This is a genomic window from Pseudomonas sp. GZD-209, assembly GCF_049310485.1.
Classification (GTDB): Bacteria; Pseudomonadota; Gammaproteobacteria; order Pseudomonadales; family Pseudomonadaceae; genus Aquipseudomonas; species Aquipseudomonas sichuanensis.
This window is the reverse complement of the sequence record NZ_JBMOWQ010000065.1, coordinates 17,820-30,944: the sequence shown is the minus strand read 5'-3', so window position 1 is coordinate 30,944 and position 13,125 is coordinate 17,820. Positions and strand designations below refer to the sequence as shown.

Here is a 13,125-nt window from a genome sequence, read left to right as displayed (position 1 = left end):
AGAGTGGGGGCCCCACACCCAAGCGGGCATCTCAGGAGATGCGGGCTTGCCCCGCGATGGCCTTCAGACCGAAAACCGCTGCACCAGGGTATTCAAGTCCACCGCCAGCCGCGACAGCGACTGGCTCGCCGCCGAGGTTTGCTCGGCGCCGGCTGAAGACTGATGCGCCAGGTCGCGAATGGTGGTCAGGTTACGGTCCACCTCCCGCGCCACCTGGGCCTGCTGCTCCGACGCACTGGCGATCACCAGGTTGCGCTCGTTGATCTGGCCGATGGCCCCGGCAATCGCTTCCAGCGCCGCTCCAGCGGCATGGGCGCCATCGAGGGTCGAGCGGGCCCGCGCATCACTTTGCTGCATGCCCTGTACGGCACGTTCGGCACCGCCCTGGATAGCCACGATCATCTGTTCGATCTCGCGGGTCGAGGCCTGGGTGCGATGGGCCAGCGCCCGCACTTCGTCGGCCACCACGGCAAACCCGCGCCCGGCCTCGCCGGCCCGTGCCGCCTCGATGGCAGCATTGAGCGCCAGCAGGTTGGTCTGCTCGGCGATCGACCCGATCACCTCCAGCACCTTGCTGATATCGTGCACCTGCTGGGCCAATTGGCCGACCTCTTCGGCATTGCCGGCCACGCCACTGGCCAGCGCTTCAATAGCGGTGACCGTGGCCTGCACCTGTGCGCGGCCCTGGCGGGCGATGCGGTCGGATTCGGCAGAAGCTTCCGAGGTGGCCACGGCATTGCTCGCCACCTCCTCCACCGCCGCGGTCATCTGGTTGACCGCCGTGGCCGCCTGTTCGATCTCCAGGCTCTGCTGCTGCAGGCCGCGGGTGGCATCCTCGGTCACCGCGCTGAGCTCTTCGGAGGCCGACGCCAACTGACTGGCCGAGTCAGAAATCCGCCCGATGGTCTCGCGCAGGCTTTGCTGCATGCTTTTGAGCGCCGCCAGCAAGCGCGCCGGCTCGTCATCGCCATGCACGGCGATCTGCGGCGTCAGGTCGCCGGTGGCAACCGTCTCGGCCACTTTCAGCGATTGCCCGAGGGGGCGCACGATGCTGCGGGTCAGGGCCATGGCCAGCACCACGGTCAATGTCAGGGCCACCAGCAGCAGCCCCATGACCCAGACCCGCGCGGCACTGTAGACCGACTCGGCCGTGGTGGTGGCCAGCCCGGCATGGTGAGTGTTCAGCGCGATCAATTCGTTGAGGCTGGCCGTCATCTGATCGGCAATCTGGTTGATCTCGCCATTGACCAGCGCCGCAGCCGCTTCGATACGGCCATCGCTGGCCAACTGCACCACCTGGCCCTGCAGGGTCATGTACTGGCGTTCGAGGCCCAGGTAGCGGTCGAACAGGGTGCGCTCCTCCGGCAGCACGATCAGCGCGTCATAGCGCTGCTGGGCCTTGCTCAGGCCGGCCTTGATCTCTTCGATGCGGGCACGGTTCTGCTGCTGCGCCGTGCTGTCGGTGTTGACCAGCAGGCGCAGGGTGAGGGCGCGAATGCGCAGCATGTCCTGGCTCATGCTGCCCACCGAGATGATGCTGGGCAGCCAGTTGTCGTCCACCTGCTCGGCCTGCTGACGCATGTTGGTCATCTGTTGCAGGGCAAAACTGCCCAGCGCCACCACCAGCAAGGCCATGATGCCGAAGCCGATCCCGGCGCGCGGGGCGATATTCAAGCGTCTGAGGCTCATTTCAGGATCCCTCCCAAAGGTATTGTTCCGTCGCTTAAAGAAGGTATCGGGCGGCTCGAAATTTGCGTAAGACAAAAACGCGATATCAAAACGCTACTTGTCCTGCTTTGCCGCCTTGGGTAGCACGGCAAGGAAATTGTCACGTGCCAGCCTGTTCGCGACCGCCTCCGGCAGGGCATCGAGAAACGGCTTGAAGCCATGAAGCTGCTCGCCAAGGCTGTCGAAGCACCCCACCAGGTCGGAGCCAAGCATGAACCGCTCAGGGAAGCGCTCTACCAGTTGCAGCCAGGCTTGGCGAGGCACGCCTTCGGCATCCAGCAAGTAAGGCTCGAGCACGCTCCAGGACAGGTCGACGTAAAGATTGGGGTAATCCTCGAGCAGCCGGGTCAGTACCGGCAGCAGAAAGTCCATCTGCGTCTGGTGCCGGTGAATTTCCAGGCTGCTGCCCGCATGGGCCCAGATGAACCGGGTGTGCGGGTGGTTACGCAGAGGCTCCTCGATTTCGGCCAGGTACAGTGGGTTGCGCTCGCGCTTGGACGTGATGTTGGAATGCAGCAGTACCGGCAGATCGCGCTCGGCGGCCAGGTGGTAGATGCGGGTCATGGCCTCGTTGTTGGCCCGCGGCGTATCGCCGCTGGTCAGTGCGGTGAGGTCATCGTGGCGGGTGAACACTTCGCCGATGCCCTGCCACAGCCCCGGATACAGCTCGAGCATGCGCTCGATGTGGCTGACGGCGTTCTTGTCCACCGGGTTGAAACCGGTAAGGAACGGGTGGAAGCGCCGCCGCTGCTCCGGCGCCAGCTTTTCCAGGGCCGCGGCCACGTACAGGTCGGTGGCGCTGTACCAGTAGGCGTCGGCATCATCGCCCGCGTAGTAACGCGGGCGCTTGGGCTCATCCTCATGCCATTTCTTGGCCACCGGGATACCAGAAATCATCGACTGCTCGACCCCGGCCGCGTCCATGGCCTTTAGCAGCGCCGGCATGCCCTCGGTTTCCTGGAAGAAGTCCAGGTAGTGCAAGTGGGCATCGCTGTAACGATAGTCGCGGGCCTGGGCCGACGGATACAGGCATCCGTAGAGCAGCAGGCCGGCGAGGATGCGCACGATCATTGCCGCCTCCTTTGCAGGGTATGGAAAGGGTAGACCGGCCGGCCGCTTTGGCGGTTCAGTGCCAGCACGCGAACCGCTATGCTTGGGGCAGTTCCCCTGCCCACTCCGGAGTACCCCCATGAGCAGCCCCTTGGTCATCCGCCCCCGCGCCGAATCGGTCGAGGGCCAGCCGATCCTGCGCCCGCTGCCCTCGGCCCAGTGCCGCAGCGTCGGGCCATTCGTGTTCTTCGACCATATGCTCGAGACCGACTACGCCCCGGGCAGCGGCATGGATATTCGCCAGCACCCGCATATCGGCCTGTCGACCCTTACCTACCTGTTCGAAGGCGAGATTCAGCACAAGGACAGCCTGGGCTCGGACCAACGTGTGCGGCCAGGGGATGTGAGCTGGATGACGGCGCGAGGCGGCGTGGCCCATGTGGAGCGCACACCTGCCGATCTGCTGGCCAAGGGCTCACGACTGCACGGGCTGCAGGTGTGGCTGGCGTCACCCCGCAAGCACGAGCAGGGCATGCCGAGCTACAGCCATCATCCGGCGGCGAGCCTGCCAGTGAGTGACAGCCTTGGGGTGCAAATCCGCATGATCGCCGGCAATGGCTTTTGCCTGGAGTCGCCAGTGCCGGTGCTCTCCCCTACCCTGTATGCCCACGTGCACATGCAGTCGGCCACGACGCTGACAGTCCCTGCCGAGCATGAGCAACGCGCCTTGTATGTGCTGGACGGTGAACTGTCGCTCAACGACGAGCGCGTGGAGGCCTGCAGCCTGGTCGTGCTGCCGGAGGGCGAAACCATGGTTCTGTACGCCGAAGAAGCGTGCCAGCTGGTGCTGATCGGTGGTGCGGCGCTGGATGGGCCGCGGCGGATGAACTGGAATTTCGTGGCCAGTGACCCGGAGTTGATCGAGCAAGCGCGAGCGCGTTGGGCGGCGGGCGATTGGCCGGTGGTGCCTGGGGAAAACGGGCGGATCGAATTGCCGCGTTGACGTCAGGCCCAGATAGCGGGGCAAGCCCGCTCCCACGGGTGAAGTACAGCCATTGTGGGAGCGGGCTTGCCCCGCGATGGATCAGCGCTGGAACACTTCTTTAAACAGGTTATGCATCGAGCGGAATGCCCGCTCCGACGTGCGTCGGTCGTACTGCATCTTGCCCGGCACATTGGCATTCGGGTCGGTGAACGAGTGCACCGCACCGCCGTAGCTGAGCAACTGCCAGTCGACCTTGGCGGCATTCATCTCGTCTTCGAAGGCCGGCAACTGTTCTTTCGGCACCAGTGGGTCGGATGCACCGTGCAGCACCAGCACAGCGCCTTTGATGCGCTTGGCGTCCTCTGGGTTCGGCGTATCCAGCGTGCCGTGGAACGACACGGCCGCCTTCAGATCGGCACCGGTACGCGCCAGCTCCAAGGCGCAGCAACCGCCGAAGCAGAAGCCGAAGGTAGCCACCTTGCCCGGCTCCAGCAGGGCCTTGGACTGGCCCACCAACTGCGCCAGGGCTTCCTGCATGCGTTTGCGCAGCTCGGCGCGATCGTTCTTCAGCGGCATCATTGCCGCCCCGGCCTCATCGGCATTGGACGGCCGCACCGATTGCCCGTAAAGGTCGGCAATCAACACCACATAGCCCTGCTCCGCCACTTCCTTGGCGATGCGCTCGGCACCTTCGCCAATCCCCATCCAGTTCGGCGCCATCACCAGGCCCGGCTGCGGCAGTGCGCCAGGGGCATAGACCAGGCGGCTTTCATAGGTTTTGCCGGACAGGTGATAAACCAGCGACTCGACGATGACCTTGCTCATTCAGCTCTCCTTGGGCTTTCACGGGAAAACATGAGGTTAGAGTTTACACAGACTTGTGGGAGCGGGTTTACCGGAGTGCCGGACCACCGCGAACACCGGCAAAGCCGGTGCCATGCACCGCGGCGCACGCTTCGCGGTGGTCCGGCACTCCGGTAAACCCGCTGCCACAGGGAACTGGCAAACACCCTCAATAAAAAAGCCCGCCGAAGCGGGCTTTTCTGTGCATCAACTCAAGCAGACAGCTCGACCAGCAGCTTGTTGAGGCGACGGACATAAGCCGCCGGGTCCTTCAGGCTGTCACCGGCCGCCAGTGCCGCCTGGTCGAAGAGGATGTGCGACAGCTCGGCGAAGCGGTCTTCGCTCTGCTCGCCATCGAGCTTCTCGATCAGCGGGTGGCTTGGGTTGAACTCGAAGATCGGCTTGGAATCCGGCACCTTCTGCCCGCTGGCTTCGAGGATCTGGCGCATCTGCAGACCGAGGTCCTGCTCGCCGATGGCGAGGATCGCCGGCGAGTCGGTCAGGCGGTGCGAGACGCGCACTTCGGCAACGCTGTCACCCAGCGCGCCCTTGAGGCGCTCGACCAGGCCTTCCTTGTCCTTGGCCACTTCTTCCTGGGCTTTCTTGTCCTCTTCGGAGTCCAGCTTGCCCAGGTCCAGGTCGCCACGGGCGACATCGACGAAGGCCTTGCCATCGAAATCGCTGAGGTAGCTCATCAGCCACTCGTCGATACGGTCGGTGAGCAGCAGCACTTCGATACCTTTCTTGCGGAAGACTTCCAGGTGCGGGCTGTTCTTGACCTGGGCGTAGGATTCGCCGGTGAGGAAGTAGATCTTGTCCTGGCCTTCCTTGGCACGAGCCAGGTAGTCAGCCAGGGCGACGCTCTGCTCACCACTGTCATCGTGGGTCGAGGCAAAGCGCAGCAGGCCGGCGATCTTCTCTTTGTTGGCGAAGTCTTCGGCCGGGCCTTCCTTCAGCACCTGGCCGAAGTTCTTCCAGAAGCCCTTGTACTGCTCGGGTTCGTTCTTGGCCAGCTTCTCCAGCATGTCCAGCACGCGCTTGGTCAGCGCGGTCTTCATCGAATCGATGATCGGATCCTTCTGCAGGATCTCGCGGGAGACGTTCAGCGACAGGTCGTTGGAATCAACCACGCCTTTGATGAAACGCAGGTACAGCGGCAGGAACGACTCGGCCTGGTCCATGATGAACACGCGCTGTACATAGAGCTTCAGGCCGCGTGGCGCTTCGCGCTGGTAGAGGTCGAACGGTGCGCGGGCCGGCACGTACAGCAGCGAGCTGTACTCGAGCTTGCCTTCGACCTTGTTGTGGCTCCAGGCCAGCGGGTTCTCGAAGTCATGGCCGATGTGCTTGTAGAACTCCTGGTATTCCTCGTCCTTCACCTCGGTGCGCGAGCGGGTCCACAGGGCGCTGGCGCGGTTGACGGTTTCCCATTCCTGCGCCGGTTGCTCTTCACCCTCGGCGGCTTCGGCCTGCTCCTTGGGCAGCTCGATCGGCAGGGCGATATGGTCGGAGTACTTCTTGACGATGTTGCGCAGGCGCCAGCCATCGGCGAACTCGTCTTCACCACTTTTCAGGTGCAGGACGATGCGGGTGCCGCGCTGCGGCTTGTCGACAGTAGCAACTTCGAACTCGCCTTCGCCCTTGGACGACCAGTGCACGCCTTCGGCGGCCGGCAGGCCGGCGCGGCGGCTGAACACGTCAACTTTGTCGGCGACGATGAATGCCGAGTAGAAGCCCACGCCGAACTGGCCGATCAGGTGCGAGTCTTTCTTCTGGTCACCGGTGAGGTTCTTCATGAAGTCGGCGGTGCCGGACTTGGCAATGGTACCCAGGTGCGCGATGACGTCTTCGCGGCTCATGCCGATACCGTTGTCCTCGAGGGTCACGGTGTTGGCGGCCTTGTCGAAGCTCACGCGGATCTTAAGGTCAGCGTCGCCCTCGAGCAGCTCAGGCTTGGCCAGGGCTTCGAAGCGCAGCTTGTCGGCAGCGTCGGAGGCGTTGGAAATCAGCTCGCGGAGGAAGATTTCCTTGTTCGAATACAGGGAATGAATCATGAGGTGCAGCAGTTGCTTGACCTCGGTCTGGAAGCCCAGGGTTTCTTTTTGAGTTTCCACACTCATCGTCTTCAAACTCCAATCTGTTGGTAGGTGACGCCTGGCGACCCCGTGGGCCTGCGTTTCTTGGCGGATGTTAAGCAGATGGGGGCTTGCCCGACCATTTCAAGGGGCTATTCGATCGGTTTCTCGGGTTCGATCTTGAAGTGCGCACGGGCGGTGGCGATGGGCGTGTCGCGATCGGCCTGCCAGGCGGTGATGGCGACGTTGGTCACACGCCGGCCCTGGCGCCACAGCTGGCACTGGGCGAAGGTGTCGCGGTAGTGGCCGGCACGCAGGTAGTCGATGGAAAAATCGATGATTTTCGGGATGCTCGCGCTTTCGCTGTAGATCAGCAGGTACAGCGCCGCGGACAGCTCCATGAAGCCGGCGATGACGCCACCATGGATGGCCGGCAGCAGCGGGTTGCCGATGTTGTTCTCGCAGGCCGGCAGGCGGAACAACAGGTCGTCGCCCTGGCGCTCGCATTCGATGCCGATCAGCCCGGCGTAGGGAATCAGCGCCAGCAACGGGCGGTAATCGCCACGGACGTGGGCTTCGTTCAACTGCTGGCGAGTGCCTGCAGGGATCATTGGCGTGGCTCCTTGAGGCTGTTGCCGAAGCGGATGCCGCCCTTGATGTCCTGGCCCAGGCGCATGAAGGTGCCGACCACCTGGCAGATCGGCTGCGACGGGTCGCCCTGGTAGGCACTGCCACGGGTAAAGATCACGTCGCGGGTGACCCGGTAGCACTGGGCATGGCCATAGATGTCCTTGCCGGCTTCGGCCGGGTGCATGTAGTCGATGCGCAGGTCCAACGTCGGGCATACCTCGAAACGCGGCAGCGCGCATAACGTCGCCATGCCGCAGGTGGTGTCCATCAGCGTGGTCAGAGCACCGCCATGCACCGCGCCGTTCTGCGGATTGCCGACAATCGCCGGCGACCAGGGCAGCACCAGGGTCATGCCTTGGGCATCAGCATGCTGCACGCGCATCTGCAATAACTGGCAGTGTTTCAAGGCCGAGAGAAATCGCTCGGCCATGGCCGTCAATGGCGTATCGTTCATACACCCTCGCTGCATAAAATCAGTGAAAAGTCTATATAGGCCAGGCAGTTATATATCTTTAACATTCGTGGAACTTATCCGCCCGCGGTGAACTCTTAGGAACAAGTAAAGTTATTCCACCCAGGAGAGACACCCCATGCGTAAACCTTTTGCTTTTGCTCTGATGCTGGCCGCTGCCATGGGCCTGGCTGCTTGCGATAAAGCGAGCGAAGACAAAGCCCAGGACGCACAGCAACACGCCGAGCAAGCCCAGGAAAAGATGGGCGAAGCTCAGGATAAGATGAACGAAGCCGCCAAGGAAAACGCCGAAGCCGCCAAAGATCAGGCCGAAGCGCAACAGAAAGCCGCCGAAGAAGCTGCCCCGGCTACTCCGGCCGCCCCAGCGCCGAGCGAGCCTGCCAAGCAGTAATTGGCCAATACAAAAAAACCCGACAATGTCGGGTTTTTTTGTGCCTGTTGCTTTTAGATGAAACGCTTCAGTTGATGGTGGCCGAAGTTTCCTTGCCCGCCTCTACCGCTGCACTTTGCGTGGGCGTGAACACCATCACTTCAAGCACATGGGAGTGGAACTCGCGGCGATAAAGAATGAACACCACCCCGACACTCATGACCATGAACAGCCACGGGCTGATGAACCAGCTCAACATGGCCATGCCGAAGTAGTAAGAACGCAGTCCGAGGTTGAACTGGTTGGCCGCCAGGGATAACACCCGCGCCGCTCGCGACGCGAAGGCATTGCGCTCCAGTTCACTCACCTGGCGCTCGCCGATCATCGGTGCCGAACCCACCAGCACCGCAGCGAAGTTGTACTGGCGCATGCACCAGCTGAAGGTGAAGAAGGCGTAGACGAACACCGTCGCCAGGCACAACAGCTTGATCTCCGACATCCCCTGCGAGGCCTGCTGCACCAGCGGCAGGTCGGCCAACAACGACAGCGCCCGGTCCGAGGCACCGAGCACGGTGAGGATGCCGGCGAGAATGATCAGGGTACTGGAAGCAAAGAACGACGCATTGCGTTCCAGGTTGCCAATCACGCTGGCGTCGGCGATGCGGTTGTCGCGCAGCAGCATGCGGCGCATCCAGTCTTCGCGGTACAAGTGCAGCACGCTGGCCAGGCATGCCGTGTCGCGGCCTTTCCATAACGCATAGCGGGTGTAACCGCCCCAACAGATGGCGAACCAGCATACGGCCAGCAGGTTGCCGAGGTTGTTTTGGATGAAGCTCATGCAGATACCCGCACAGAAAAGAGGTAGACCGGCTTTCGACGCCTGGATTCGGCAAAAGGCACGCGGCATGCAAAAAATCGCGGGGCAAGCCCGCTCCCACGCTCCGGGACTGTGACGCAAACGTGGGAGCGGGCTTGCCCCGCGATAGCGTAGGGGCAGGCAATAAAAAACCCCGCGCCTTCACAGGCAGCGGGGTTTTCGATTTTCACCTGCGGCTGGCACCCTGTTGGCTTGTGGCCGCTGCCAGCCCTCAGGCTTCATCGCATCAGGCCAGCACTTCGCGCGGCTTGCCGAGCATGCGGTCACAGGCCACGGCAACGCCGAGGGTGATCACCGAAGGCACCAGCCAGGCCAGGCCCTGCTCGCTCAGCGGCAGATGGGCCATGGCGTCCGGCAGCATGTGCGCGAGGCTGCTGCCCTTGATCGCATCGACCATGCCGAACAGCAGCGACACCAGCATCACCGGCGCCAGGATGCGCACCGGCGAGTTCCACAGCTCTTTGACGAAGCTCAGGCCCACCACCACGATGCACGGCGGGTAGATCGCGGTGAGTACCGGGATCGAGAACATGATCAGCTTGGTCAGGCCGAGGTTGGAGATCAGCAGCGAGAAGCCCGCCAGGATCACCACCAGGGCGCGGTACGACAGCGGCAGGATCTGGCTGAAGTACTCGGCGCAGGCGCAGGTCAGGCCAACCGCGGTCACCAGGCAGGCCAGGGCGATCAGCACGGCGAGGAAGCCGCTGCCCAGAGAGCCGAAGGTGTGCTGCACATAGGCATGCAGAACGGCCGCACCGTTGGTGGCGCCGGCGGCGATTTCATGGCTGCCCGCGCCCAGGCGGAACAGGCTGATGTACACCAGCGCCAGGCCCACACCGGCGATCAGGCCGGCGATGATGGCGTAACGGGTGATCAGCTTCGGCGACTCCACGCCGCGCGAGCGGATGGCGTTGACGATGACGATGCCGAAGACCAGCGCACCGAGGGTGTCCATGGTCAGGTAGCCGTTGATGAAGCCCTGGGAAAACGGCGCGGCAACGTATTGCGGCTGCGCTTCACCGATGGTGCCCGCCGGCAGCATGAACGCGGCAATGCCGAGGGCGGCCAGGGCGATGATCTTCAGCGGGGCGAGGAAGCGGCCGACGGTATCGAGCAGCTTGCCCGGATACATCGACACAGCCAGCACCACGAGGAAATACACCAGGCTGTAGATGAACAACGCCAGCGGGCTTTCACCGGTCAGCGGGGCCACGCCCACCTCGAACGAGACGGTCGCGGTGCGCGGGGTGGCGAACAGCGGGCCGACCGAGAGGTAGCACACGGCCGCCAGCAGGCCACCGAAGAACTTGCCGATCGGGCTGCTCAGGGCGTCCATGCCGCCACCGACCTTGGCCAGGGCGACCACGGTGATGACCGGCAGGCCTACCGCGGTGACGAGGAAGCCCAGTGCCGCCATCCACACGTGCGGACCGGACTGCAAGCCAACGATGGGCGGGAAGATGATATTGCCGGCGCCAACAAAAAGCGCAAACGTCATAAAGCCAAGCGCCAGGATATCCTGGCCTTTTAACACTTTCATTTAAGGTAGTACCACACTGCTGAAATCGGGGTTCGTGAGGGAATTTCCCCATGAATGAGGGAAATGTTGCCCGGCTTGATGAGCCAGACCCGTTTAGCGTGTCGTTCCCTTTTGGGGCACGGGCACAGAGTGAACGCGTAGGGTAACCGTTTTACCCACTAAACGCACTGCAACGGTGCTGCTTGTCCGATGTGCGTATGTGTTTGTCGTCTGGATGACTCTGTGACGGCAAAAATTTTGTCAGGCATCTAGTGCGCTGTCTGTGCGAAAAAACCTATGAAACCGATCGAGCGTCGCGATCAACGCAACCGGCATCGCCTTGGTCATGACTACAGAACGACCAGAGGGTCTTCAGGATGCCGTGGAAACACCCCACCCAGAAACGACAAAGGCCACCCGAAGGTGGCCTTTGTGCGCGTGGGGGGTACTACGTGTTACTTACTTCTTGGCTTCCCAGCCAGTCAGCTCGGCCAGGGCCTTGCCGATGTCAGCCAGGGAACGCACGGTTTTCACACCAGCGTCCTGCAGCGCGGCGAATTTCTCGTCCGCAGTGCCCTTGCCGCCGGAAATGATGGCGCCAGCGTGGCCCATACGCTTGCCCGCAGGAGCGGTCACACCCGCGATGTAGGAAACCACTGGCTTGGTCACGTGGGCCTTGATGTAGGCCGCAGCTTCTTCTTCAGCCGAACCGCCGATCTCACCGATCATGACGATCGCTTCGGTCTTCGGGTCTTCCTGGAACAGCTTCAGGATGTCGATGAAGTTGGAGCCCGGGATCGGGTCACCGCCGATGCCGACGCAGGTCGACTGGCCGAAGCCGGCGTCGGTGGTCTGCTTGACAGCTTCGTAGGTCAGGGTGCCGGAACGCGACACGATACCGACCTTGCCTGGCAGGTGGATGTGGCCTGGCATGATGCCGATCTTGCACTCGCCCGGGGTGATGACACCTGGGCAGTTAGGGCCGATCAGGGTAACGCCCAGCTCGTCGCACTTGACCTTGGCGTCCAGCATGTCGAGGGTAGGGATACCCTCGGTGATGCAGACGATCAGCTTGATGCCGCCGAAGGCAGCTTCCAGGATCGAGTCTTTGCAGAACGGAGCCGGTACGTAGATCACCGAAGCGTCAGCGCCGGTCGCTTCCACAGCTTCCTTGACGGTGTTGAACACCGGCAGGCCCAGGTGGGTGGTGCCACCCTTGCCTGGGGTTACGCCGCCGACCATCTTGGTGCCGTAGGCGATGGCTTGTTCGGAGTGGAAAGTACCCTGCGAGCCGGTGAAGCCCTGGCAGATGACTTTGGTGTCTTTATTGATCAGGACGCTCATTACTTGCCCTCCGCAGCTTTTACAACTTGTTGAGCAGCGTCGGTCAGGCTGGTTGCCGCAATGATGTTCAAACCGCTTTCTGCCAGTACTTTAGCGCCCAGTTCAGCGTTGTTGCCTTCGAGGCGAACGACGACCGGAACTTTAACGCCGACTTCTTTCACTGCACCGATGATGCCTTCGGCAATCATGTCGCAGCGAACGATGCCGCCGAAGATGTTGACCAGAACGGCCGCGACATTGCTGTCGGACAGAATGATCTTGAACGCTTCGGTAACGCGCTCTTTGGTGGCACCGCCGCCAACGTCGAGGAAGTTGGCTGGTTTGCCGCCGTGCAGGTTGACGATGTCCATGGTACCCATGGCCAGGCCGGCACCGTTGACCATGCAGCCGATGTTGCCTTCCAGCGCGACGTAGTTCAGCTCGAAGCTGGCTGCGTGGGCTTCACGAGGATCGTCCTGGGACGGGTCGTGGAAGGTTTTCAGCTTAGGCTGACGGTACATGGCGTTTGCGTCGATGTTGATCTTCGCATCCAGGCAGTGCAGGTCGCCGTCGGCCTTGATGACCAGCGGGTTGACTTCCAGCAGGGCCAGGTCGTGTTCTTTGAACAGCTTGGCCAGGCCTACGAAAATCTTGGCGAACTGTGCAACTTGCTTGCCTTCCAGACCCAGCTGGAATGCCAGTTCACGACCCTGGAACGGCTGAGCGCCGACCAGCGGATCGATAGTCGCCTTGATGATCTTCTCAGGAGTTTCGTGAGCGACCTTCTCGATGTCCACGCCACCTTCGGTGGAAGCCATGAACACGATGCGGCGGCTCGAGCGATCGACTACAGCGCCCAGGTACAGCTCTTTGGCGATGTCAGTGCAGGATTCGACCAGGATCTTGGTCACTGGCTGACCGTTGGCGTCGGTCTGGTAGGTCACCAGACGCTTGCCCAGCCACTGGGCAGCGAACGCCTTGGCGTCTTCCTTGCTGCGAACCAGCTTGACGCCGCCCGCTTTACCGCGACCACCCGCGTGAACCTGGGCCTTAACAACCCACTCGGAACCGCCGATCTTGTCGCAGGCTTCTGCTGCAGCTTCAGGGGTGTCGACTGCGAAACCCTTGGAAACTGGCAGGCCGTATTCAGCGAACAGCTGCTTACCCTGATACTCGTGAAGATTCATGCTTTTTACCGTCTTCGTTAGGTACTGCGCTTCGGCGCTGCGCCATTACTGGCGCCGCACCACCTG

General features: G+C 62.3%; 12 protein-coding genes and 1 pseudogene. 2 read left to right on the top strand and 11 right to left on the bottom strand.

Annotation, left to right across the window (positions count from 1 at the left end; all coding sequences use genetic code 11):
* Nucleotides 1-63: 63 nt before the first annotated feature.
* The 3 genes and pseudogenes from ACO6VM_RS09865 to ACO6VM_RS09855 form a co-directional block, all read right to left on the bottom strand.
* Nucleotides 64-927 (bottom strand): methyl-accepting chemotaxis protein, encoded by an 864-nt coding sequence (locus ACO6VM_RS09865; protein ID WP_390969810.1) that lies wholly within the window; start codon nucleotides 925-927, stop codon nucleotides 64-66.
* Nucleotides 919-1,689, bottom strand: a pseudogene (locus ACO6VM_RS09860) (MCP four helix bundle domain-containing protein); the annotation flags it as partial. The pseudogene ACO6VM_RS09860 and the gene ACO6VM_RS09865, both read right to left, overlap by 9 nt.
* A gap of 93 nt (nucleotides 1,690-1,782) precedes the next feature.
* Nucleotides 1,783-2,799, bottom strand: coding sequence for an amidohydrolase family protein (locus ACO6VM_RS09855; protein WP_422403200.1), 1,017 nt, complete (start codon nucleotides 2,797-2,799; stop codon nucleotides 1,783-1,785).
* Nucleotides 2,800-2,917: 118 nt separating this feature from the next.
* Here ACO6VM_RS09855 and ACO6VM_RS09850 point away from each other — a divergent pair, with 118 nt between their 5' ends.
* Nucleotides 2,918-3,781, top strand: coding sequence for a pirin family protein (locus ACO6VM_RS09850; RefSeq protein ID WP_401056235.1), 864 nt, complete (start codon nucleotides 2,918-2,920; stop codon nucleotides 3,779-3,781).
* Between the two features lie 81 nt (nucleotides 3,782-3,862).
* Here the strand turns inward: ACO6VM_RS09850 and ACO6VM_RS09845 are convergent, their stop codons facing one another.
* The 4 genes from ACO6VM_RS09845 to ACO6VM_RS09830 all read right to left on the bottom strand — a co-directional run bounded on the left by ACO6VM_RS09845 (nucleotide 3,863) and on the right by ACO6VM_RS09830 (nucleotide 7,765).
* Nucleotides 3,863-4,588: a dienelactone hydrolase family protein gene (locus ACO6VM_RS09845; RefSeq protein WP_422403199.1), complete on the bottom strand. Its 726-nt coding sequence runs from the start codon at nucleotides 4,586-4,588 to the stop codon at nucleotides 3,863-3,865.
* A gap of 230 nt (nucleotides 4,589-4,818) precedes the next feature.
* Nucleotides 4,819-6,726, bottom strand: a complete 1,908-nt coding sequence (gene htpG / locus ACO6VM_RS09840) for a molecular chaperone HtpG (RefSeq protein ID WP_422403198.1) — start codon at nucleotides 6,724-6,726, stop codon at nucleotides 4,819-4,821.
* 107 nt (nucleotides 6,727-6,833) lie between these two features.
* Entirely contained in the window at nucleotides 6,834-7,292 is a 459-nt protein-coding gene (locus ACO6VM_RS09835) for a PaaI family thioesterase (protein WP_422403197.1), read from the bottom strand.
* On the bottom strand, nucleotides 7,289-7,765 hold the full coding sequence (locus tag ACO6VM_RS09830; protein ID WP_422403196.1) for a PaaI family thioesterase: 477 nt from the start codon (nucleotides 7,763-7,765) through the stop codon (nucleotides 7,289-7,291). Before ACO6VM_RS09830 ends, ACO6VM_RS09835 begins: the two co-directional genes overlap by 4 nt.
* Nucleotides 7,766-7,901: 136 nt before the next feature.
* Between ACO6VM_RS09830 and ACO6VM_RS09825 the strand changes: the two genes are divergently transcribed.
* The gene (locus ACO6VM_RS09825) at nucleotides 7,902-8,174 is read left to right on the top strand and encodes a hypothetical protein (RefSeq protein ID WP_125464887.1); all 273 of its coding nucleotides are present in this window, start codon (nucleotides 7,902-7,904) and stop codon (nucleotides 8,172-8,174) included.
* Between the two features lie 67 nt (nucleotides 8,175-8,241).
* Here ACO6VM_RS09825 and ACO6VM_RS09820 read toward each other — a convergent pair whose 3' ends face one another.
* From ACO6VM_RS09820 to sucC, 4 genes are all read right to left on the bottom strand, one after another.
* Nucleotides 8,242-8,991 (bottom strand): DUF599 domain-containing protein, encoded by a 750-nt coding sequence (locus ACO6VM_RS09820; protein ID WP_422403195.1) that lies wholly within the window; start codon nucleotides 8,989-8,991, stop codon nucleotides 8,242-8,244.
* Nucleotides 8,992-9,256: 265 nt separating this feature from the next.
* The gene (gene brnQ / locus ACO6VM_RS09815) at nucleotides 9,257-10,570 is read right to left on the bottom strand and encodes a branched-chain amino acid transport system II carrier protein (RefSeq protein WP_390969706.1); all 1,314 of its coding nucleotides are present in this window, start codon (nucleotides 10,568-10,570) and stop codon (nucleotides 9,257-9,259) included.
* Nucleotides 10,571-11,008: 438 nt separating this feature from the next.
* A complete protein-coding gene (gene sucD, locus ACO6VM_RS09810; protein WP_003254203.1) occupies nucleotides 11,009-11,893 on the bottom strand; it encodes a succinate--CoA ligase subunit alpha in 885 nt (294 codons plus the stop codon).
* Nucleotides 11,893-13,059, bottom strand: coding sequence for an ADP-forming succinate--CoA ligase subunit beta (sucC, locus tag ACO6VM_RS09805; RefSeq protein ID WP_008091914.1), 1,167 nt, complete (start codon nucleotides 13,057-13,059; stop codon nucleotides 11,893-11,895). The genes sucD and sucC overlap by 1 nt, the downstream gene beginning before the upstream one ends.
* Nucleotides 13,060-13,125: the final 66 nt, after the last annotated feature.

What these genes read in the sequence shown, in the direction of transcription:
- ACO6VM_RS09825 (WP_125464887.1), top strand. Translation starts at nt 7,902, where the DNA reads ATGCGTAAACCTTTTGCTTTTGCTCTGATGCTGGCCGCTGCCATGGGC.
- ACO6VM_RS09835 (WP_422403197.1), bottom strand. Translation starts at nt 7,292, where the DNA reads ATGATCCCTGCAGGCACTCGCCAGCAGTTGAACGAAGCCCACGTCCGT.
- sucD (WP_003254203.1), bottom strand. Translation starts at nt 11,893, where the DNA reads ATGAGCGTCCTGATCAATAAAGACACCAAAGTCATCTGCCAGGGCTTC.
- ACO6VM_RS09830 (WP_422403196.1), bottom strand. Translation starts at nt 7,765, where the DNA reads ATGAACGATACGCCATTGACGGCCATGGCCGAGCGATTTCTCTCGGCC.
- brnQ (WP_390969706.1), bottom strand. Translation starts at nt 10,570, where the DNA reads ATGAAAGTGTTAAAAGGCCAGGATATCCTGGCGCTTGGCTTTATGACG.
- ACO6VM_RS09845 (WP_422403199.1), bottom strand. Translation starts at nt 4,588, where the DNA reads ATGAGCAAGGTCATCGTCGAGTCGCTGGTTTATCACCTGTCCGGCAAA.
- sucC (WP_008091914.1), bottom strand. Translation starts at nt 13,059, where the DNA reads ATGAATCTTCACGAGTATCAGGGTAAGCAGCTGTTCGCTGAATACGGC.
- ACO6VM_RS09855 (WP_422403200.1), bottom strand. Translation starts at nt 2,799, where the DNA reads ATGATCGTGCGCATCCTCGCCGGCCTGCTGCTCTACGGATGCCTGTAT.
- ACO6VM_RS09850 (WP_401056235.1), top strand. Translation starts at nt 2,918, where the DNA reads ATGAGCAGCCCCTTGGTCATCCGCCCCCGCGCCGAATCGGTCGAGGGC.
- ACO6VM_RS09865 (WP_390969810.1), bottom strand. Translation starts at nt 927, where the DNA reads ATGCAGCAAAGCCTGCGCGAGACCATCGGGCGGATTTCTGACTCGGCC.
- htpG (WP_422403198.1), bottom strand. Translation starts at nt 6,726, where the DNA reads ATGAGTGTGGAAACTCAAAAAGAAACCCTGGGCTTCCAGACCGAGGTC.
- ACO6VM_RS09820 (WP_422403195.1), bottom strand. Translation starts at nt 8,991, where the DNA reads ATGAGCTTCATCCAAAACAACCTCGGCAACCTGCTGGCCGTATGCTGG.